This window comes from Roseovarius salis, assembly GCF_044472985.1.
GTDB lineage: Bacteria > Pseudomonadota > Alphaproteobacteria > Rhodobacterales > Rhodobacteraceae > Roseovarius > Roseovarius salis.
The window spans coordinates 1-5,151 of sequence record NZ_JBISDG010000077.1 but is presented as its reverse complement, the minus strand read 5'-3'; the positions used below and the strand labels follow the sequence as shown (position 1 = coordinate 5,151).

4 protein-coding genes and 2 pseudogenes are annotated in these 5,151 nt (G+C 56.0%); all 6 read right to left on the bottom strand.

Annotated elements, in window-relative coordinates; genetic code table 11:
* Positions 1 to 99 precede the first annotated feature (99 nt).
* Positions 100 to 219 (bottom strand): annotated as a pseudogene (locus ACH13J_RS17995) (transposase); the annotation flags it as partial.
* A 190-nt stretch (positions 220 to 409) separates the two neighbouring features.
* Positions 410 to 781 carry a hypothetical protein gene (locus ACH13J_RS17990; RefSeq protein ID WP_397544723.1) on the bottom strand — a complete coding sequence of 124 codons (372 nt, stop codon included), beginning with the start codon at positions 779 to 781 and terminating at the stop codon, positions 410 to 412.
* Positions 771 to 2,756, bottom strand: coding sequence for a glycosyltransferase (locus ACH13J_RS17985; RefSeq protein ID WP_397544722.1), 1,986 nt, complete (start codon positions 2,754 to 2,756; stop codon positions 771 to 773). Before ACH13J_RS17985 ends, ACH13J_RS17990 begins: the two co-directional genes overlap by 11 nt.
* Positions 2,681 to 3,748, bottom strand: a complete 1,068-nt coding sequence (locus ACH13J_RS17980) for a hypothetical protein (RefSeq protein WP_397544721.1) — start codon at positions 3,746 to 3,748, stop codon at positions 2,681 to 2,683. Before ACH13J_RS17980 ends, ACH13J_RS17985 begins: the two co-directional genes overlap by 76 nt.
* 417 nt (positions 3,749 to 4,165) lie before the next feature.
* Positions 4,166 to 4,585 (bottom strand): annotated as a pseudogene (locus ACH13J_RS17975) (integrase core domain-containing protein); the annotation flags it as partial.
* A gap of 211 nt (positions 4,586 to 4,796) precedes the next feature.
* The coding region (locus tag ACH13J_RS17970; protein WP_397544720.1) for a phage portal protein at positions 4,797 to 5,151 on the bottom strand (355 nt) is incomplete at its 5' end.

Here is a 5,151-nt window from a genome sequence, read left to right as displayed (position 1 = left end):
GAAAGCTCCGCACGGATGTCGGTTGCTCCACCTGCGCCAATCGGCGTATCAACCCAAAGGGCTCCGGTTCCGGCTGGATGAAAGTTCAGTGGCAGGTCATTTGTAGAACGTGCCCTGGCTGAGACCGTGCTTGCGGCACACCTCCGCCGTCGACATCCCGGCTTCCTGTTCCTTGATCATCCCGATGATCTGCGCATCGGTGAAACGGCTCTTTCGCATTCGTTTGCTCCTTCGAAAGGTTGAGCAAACTCTACATCACAACGCGGGAGGTTGCGGGGGGCAGGTCACCGGCCATGCGATCAGGATACAGGCTGAACCGTCATGAGCGTGCCGATAGAAGAAGACATGCGGTCTTACGTTAACCTAGAATTAATGGGTGTGCTGCCTAGTTTTAAATCGGGCTCTTACATCAATCCTTCCATCCCACATCAACCACTTTCATGGCACGTTCCCTGCGATCCAGTTGTGATCCAGGTATGCTATGCTTCACTTTTATGCCAAGAACTCCCTTGCTGGCGCCGGCGAACTCTACAGATATATCAACGACTTGGCCCATTCTGATTTTGTCAGTGACCCGAATTATATCGTTGCAGGATACCGTGACTGTGTTCATGTGACAACCGGCGGACGTATCTGGATTCCACAAGGTAAGGTAGAACACGAATGTTTCGGGCATGTTCGTGAATGCAAGCTGGATTTCCGAGGAAATCCAGCGGTCATCGTAGAACTTCCCCGAACGCAGTTCAACCCCGTCTGGCAAGCTCGCCATATTAGATGACATCGAGGATCTCCCTTAAATTTCGGGTGAACACCTCATCAGATGCGGTTGCGTGTATGAAGTCAAATGATTCTTTTTGGAGCTTTTCCCAGAGAACATCGTCCTGCAAGAGTTTGATACACTCTGAGGCAAAGCCTTCCTCATCGTTCACGGCACTCGAGAGGACAGGGACGTCTTTCGGCGCGATCTCGGTCGTCGCCAGTTGAGTTCGAAGAAGCTCGGTGCAGACAGTTGGAAGTCCGGCTGCAAGCGCTTCGTGGACCTTGTGCGGTATGCCTCCAGCGTATCGGGTAGGAGCAATGAATATCCGCGCGCTGTCCATATAATTCTCAAGGGAGTCCACGCGGCCAATGTAATTCACCCCGTCTACATTAGCGATCAACGATTTTAAAGGAACCTGTGGGCCACAATGGCCCACGATACTCAATTCTGCGTCTGGGATCTGCGCTCTAAGGATGGGCCAGACCTTGTTAACCATCCATTGGATACTGTCAAAATTTGGGCTTTCCTCATCATGAAAGGACCCACAGAAGAAAAGGCCCGACCGATTGTCCAGCCCTGGGGCTCCGCGCCTTGCAACAACGCGGTGCCCGAGCTCTCTGACGGGAGAGATGGATTGTGCAGCAATGGCCGCTCTGTCGATTTCGTTGACGGCCACGATCATGTCGGGCGGTAGTTCGCTTTCCAATTCCTGAGCGACCAAGTCCTCTGGCGTATGCTTGCTTTCCCGACCGAGGAGTTTCTGATACGCGATCTTGCGATAAGCCGTGACGGCTTCTGTGTCGAAGACGATCTTCATGTTCGGATTGATCGCCTTCACGGCCATTGCCCGCGACGTCCATGGGCGGATGCTGTGCGTTCTGCAGATCCAAAGAATGTCATAGGACCATTCTCGCCCCACCAACGGGTTTCTCGGCGTGGAATCACGGTAGCATTCGACGATTTCGACGCCTTTCTGGCGCAGCGTGTCCGCAGAGATACCCTGCATGTAGTTTTGTGCGAAAAGCGTCACCCTATGCCCGTCTGCTAACATTTTCTCGATGACATCTGCGGAGCGGACGAAACCCGAGCCGATGCTCGGATCCGGGATATAGTCTTCTACCACCGCTATGCTGCGTGCCTTTCCATGGTGTGCGTTGAACCACGATTGACGCCAAGTGTCGCTTGTCGGAATCGGCAGTCTTGACAGGCGCTGCTTGTGCCGTTGACAGAAAATCTTCTGGTTTCGCCGCATGAGAGCCATGGAAACCTTGGCCGGGCGTCCTTTGCTGTAGCTGGCGTACTCGTAATGGCGGACTTCGATCCGTGGATCATAAATTGTAGCCAACCCTTTCTCTTTCAGGCGGAAGCACAGATCCGCCTCTTCATAATATCCCGGACTGAAAACTTCGTCGAAGCCGTTCAAAACCTCGAAGTTGCTGCGGCGTACGAAAAGGAAACAGCCTGAACAGTAATCTACTTCTCGTGCGATATTATACTCGCCAAGGTTTGGGTCTTCGTGCCGTCCGATACCGCAGGAACTTCCATCAAGGAACACTATGCTACCCGCTTCCTGCAGCACGCCGTTGAGAAGGAGAACTTTGCCACCCACTGCACCTATATCGGGCGTGTTCGAAAGTTGTTCAAACCCATAACGGAAAGAAGCCGCATCGACCTCTATATCGTTGTTCATGAAGACAAGTACGTCACCCGATGCCGCTGCAGCTCCTCGATTGCATGCACCTGGATAGCCAAGAGGTTTCTCGCTACGCACAATGCTCAAGCCTTCGGTCACATTGGACAGTTCGAGGGTGACATCGGTTGAGCCATTGTCCACGACGATGACCTCAATCGCTGGCATATCCTCGCGCCATGCTATGTTAGACAATTGCTCCAGCAAATTTATAGTCATATGGCCTTGGTTCACCACTGGGATGATGCAGGAGATCTTCGGCGCATCCTCAAAGGCCGGAAAAGTGATCTTCGCATTGTCTCGCATGAGCTTTCGCGTAATCTGATCGCACTTTTTTCATACATAACCTTGCCCATATGTTCAGGCAGCTCTACGGAATATAGGGGCTGGCTGGCTTTCAAGCCGGCCTTGTAGCCGATCTTGAGGAAATGTTCGAAAGGGCCGACAAGACGCAACCTCCGGATTTCTTCAAGAACGTGGGGCTGGGCCTCAATATAGTATTGTGTTTTGAAATATGGGTTAGGGTCGCGGTGTTCCGAGAGACCAAAGTTTAGAAAGTGGTAAACTAGGGATATGCCGCTCTCGCTCACGCCAGAAGCGACGTCAGGATTTTGGCTCGCGTAGTAATCGAGGTCGAGATCTGGAAACGGAAGGCGGTTTTCCCGCATTCCGAAAGCGATAAAATGTTCCAGAAGGTTTTGTGACATATGCTCGCCACCCTCAATGGCGCGTGCAACATCCGGATAAGCGGATCGGTAGAATTCAGGGTCAAACAGCGTCGAGACCTTCATGTCGCCCTGCGCATGGAATCGTAGGTAGGTTTCCAGCGGCCGTTCCATTGGCTTCCCTTCCGCATCCACCATGAAACTAGGATCAAAGAAAAGGCTGTGGCGCGTCGTCTGGTTGTCCAGCATTCTCAGAATGAAAACAGATTTGTTGTACCACTCCGTATCCGATACCTTGCTGAGCCGATGATCTGCTGACAAACAAGTCGGGTTTCGCGGCAGCAGCGGATGTGGATCCAGCTCCGAGGCATTCTCGAGATAGGCGTCGCGCGGGTCTTCCTTGGCATCGATCTCGATACCTAAGGCTCGAAGCTGCATCCCGACGAACAGGGGATTGAAGTAGGGACTGAGATTATGGCCCTTAGGGCTGCCCTTCTGCCAGAAATATCGTTCGACCTCGTCTCCGCGTAATGACGGTGCTAACTGGTAAGTCTCCCGGTACCAATCGCGATCGAACTGGAACTCCTTAGGATACCCGGCGGAGGCGCGGAGGGACACATCAATTGTTACCATTTTCCCGAAACCCTATCTTTCTATAGCGCGTTGCGCTTGATCGGTTTCACTCCCACCCCGGCCACCGAGCCGGGGCCTCCGTGCTGCCTCAGGTAAGGCCCCGGGCCAAGCCCGGGGCGCACGGGTATTTCCGATTGAGCGCAACATGCCCTAAATCATCGCAGCCGACATTCCCCAAGTGGCTTCTGTCTGATGGCAAGGTCGCCTGAATCTGCGCGCCGGACAAGCAATTTTTCGGCCCGAGCAGCATCTGCGGTTGCGCAGGCTGCGGAAACTGGACGGATCAGACCGCGAAACCGACGTGGTCTCGCCCGACAGCGGCGTCTTTCGGCGCAGCGGGCAAACCTGTCCAGCCGATTTCGTTCAGTTTGGAAGTGGGACGCGGTCATGCTGACCTGCCCCCCGAGGCTCCCTCATTCATAACGAGAGTCTGCAGGTCTGGTTTTCATAGTCTTCGGTTTCGGTTTGGGCAAGCGCGCCGGGCGCGGAGCCCTCAAGTTGCTCAAGCGTCCGGCGCGCCTCGAGCGGCGTTTGATTTCCGAGAGATGAGTGCGGTCTGACGTTGTTGTAGTCGTAGCGCCAGAGCGCCAGCTTCCGACGAGCGTCGTCCAGGCTATCGAACATCTCCTCGTTCAGAAGCTCATCCCGCAAGCTGCCATTGAATGACTCGATGAAGGCATTCTGCTGCGGCTTGCCCGGGTCGATGTAGTGCCAGTCGACGCCGTTGTCGCCCGCCCATTGCAGGATTGCCCGGCTGGTGAACTCGGTCCCGTTGTCGCTGACAATGCTGGCCGGTCTGCCATAGACCCGGACAAGCGCGTCTAGTTCACGGGCAACATTGCCGCAGTCGTGGGGCCGATCTCACCCTCGCTGCGCGTCCCGGCTGGACGCATTCCGTCGTGCTGAGGATCAGCGTCGTTTCAGTTTCCGGTCTATGGCATCGCTGCCTCCCGGAAGGGCGTGTTGGTGCGCCACATCGCGTGCAGCGTGACGGCCAGCTTCCGCGCGAGCGCGACCTTGGGCTTTCGCGGGCCTGTTCTCTCGGCAACTACCTTGCCAGAACGAAGCATTCGCCCGCCACGAACATCTCGCGCGCGACCATGGCCTGCAGGCCGTAGAAGTCGGTCAGCCCGTCCGCATCCGCCTCGTCGGTCCAGGCGAGCCAGAGCCGCTGCACCCGGTCGCGCTGCGCCGCGTCGTCGATCAGCGACGAGGGCTTGATGCCGTCGCCGACAAGGTTCGCGGCGAAGGCCTCGCAGGCATTGGCGGCATAGCCGTTGGTGACCACCAGCTCGCGCGCCCGCGCCAGCAGCTTCGGCCCGCCCGAGGCGACCAGCGCGTTGACGTTCTCCAGCGGCGGGTTCCAGCCACGCAGCCGGCGCCGGGACATCGCGCCCTCCAGG

Coding starts and splice junctions, on each gene's coding strand:
- ACH13J_RS17980 (WP_397544721.1), bottom strand. CDS start 3,748: ATGGTAACAATTGATGTGTCCCTCCGCGCCTCCGCCGGGTATCCTAAG.
- ACH13J_RS17990 (WP_397544723.1), bottom strand. CDS start 781: ATGTCATCTAATATGGCGAGCTTGCCAGACGGGGTTGAACTGCGTTCG.
- ACH13J_RS17985 (WP_397544722.1), bottom strand. CDS start 2,756: ATGCGAGACAATGCGAAGATCACTTTTCCGGCCTTTGAGGATGCGCCG.